Here is a 1380-nt window from a genome sequence, read left to right as displayed (position 1 = left end):
GCCCTCCGCCGAGGCGCCGCCGCGCCTGACGTAGCGCTCGCCGGTCTCCAGCTCGCGGAACACCATGTCGAGCGGGCTCATGTAGCCCGGGTCGTCGCGGGCGTCGGCGAGCGAGAGCAGCGTGAGCAGCCCGTCGAGGTTTCGGTCGGCAGGCTCGCAGTGCATGACGAGGTAGGCCGTGAGCGCGGTGTAGACCAGGCGCTCGGCCTTCTCCCAGTAGGGGTCGCCCTTGTGGTCGGCCTCGCCCTCGGTGTTGGCGACGATGCCGCGGGCGAAGCGGATGACGCCCGCCTCGTCGCGTATGTAGGCTATGGGGTTGAAGCGCATCGAGCGCGTGAAGTCGATGGTGTCGAACGCGCGGATCTCGTAGCCGAGCTCCGCCAGCGCGCCGCCCATCTCGCGGATGAGCGTGCCCTTCGGGTCGGTCACGAAGAAGCTGGCGTTGGCCTGCAGGAGGTTCGGCTTGACGTAGTAGCGCGTCTTGCCGGTGCCGGGTCCTCCAACCACGAGCACGTTGTCGTTGGTGTCGGTGGAGAGGTCGAACCTGCGGCTCNCGCGGCGCGCTGCGCCAGCGGCTCGGGAGCCTTCTCGTGCAGATGGGCCCACTCGCCGCTGCGGCACTGCTCCGGCGTCGCCTCGCACATGTCGCGCATGGCGCGCTCGAACCGCTCGGGCTCCTGGGCGATGGCGCCGAAGCTCCAGCTCTCGAAGCCGGTCCACGCGTCGCCGTCGCGCTTGAGCGTCCACCACTCGTCGCCGCCGTTCACCTGCTGGATGAACGCGAGGTCGCGGTAGCAGAACCCCTGGCGTATGGCCCAGTTGCCCGAGCCGAGCGCCTCGCGGAGCCTGTCGACGCTCTCCGTGCGGGAGAACTCGTAGGGGTACTCCTCGAGGAACGGGTCGTCCTGCCAGTCGAAGCCGCCGACCTTGAGCCAGCCGTTCTCCTGGCACTTCTCCACGAGCCCGTCGTGCTCGCGGCCGGTTATCCTCTCGAAGCCGTCCATGGGCCCTCCGCCTTTCGTTTGTTGCTTGGCGGGCGGCGTCCTCGCGATGGGGGCACGGTGCGAGTCGGAGCAGGCGTGCGTGCTGGCGCGTCGGCGCCGCCCAAGACGTGTATAGCGATTTCGATTGCGGCGGCGACCGGGGCCGCCCGCGATGGGTCGAGCTGGGTCGAGCCGTCCGCGCCTCCACGGGAAGCGCACAAGCTAGCCGAGCCGGCGCCTGTCCCTTCCGCCCAGGTAGACGGGCCTGCAGGTCTGGGAGATCCTGCTCGCGATCGCCTCTGCCGTGACGCGCTCGCCGCGCCTTGCGAGCCTGTCCGCCAGCGCGCCCGGCGCGTAGTTCGACGTGACGATGGTCGGGCGCATGTCCTCGTAGCGC

Annotated in this window: 1 protein-coding gene; it reads right to left on the bottom strand. The window is 70.1% G+C overall.

Annotated features, from left to right (window positions below; genetic code table 11):
• The coding region (locus BQ9843_RS04945) for a type IV secretory system conjugative DNA transfer family protein (RefSeq protein WP_230205601.1) at positions 1-507 on the bottom strand (507 nt) is incomplete at its 3' end.
• Between the last annotated feature and the right edge of the window lie 873 nt (positions 508-1380).

It is taken from the genome of Collinsella bouchesdurhonensis (assembly GCF_900155365.1).
Taxonomy (GTDB): Bacteria; Actinomycetota; Coriobacteriia; order Coriobacteriales; family Coriobacteriaceae; genus Collinsella; species Collinsella bouchesdurhonensis.
The sequence above is the reverse complement of the archived record's forward strand: the minus strand, read 5'-3'. Positions and strand labels throughout refer to the sequence as shown.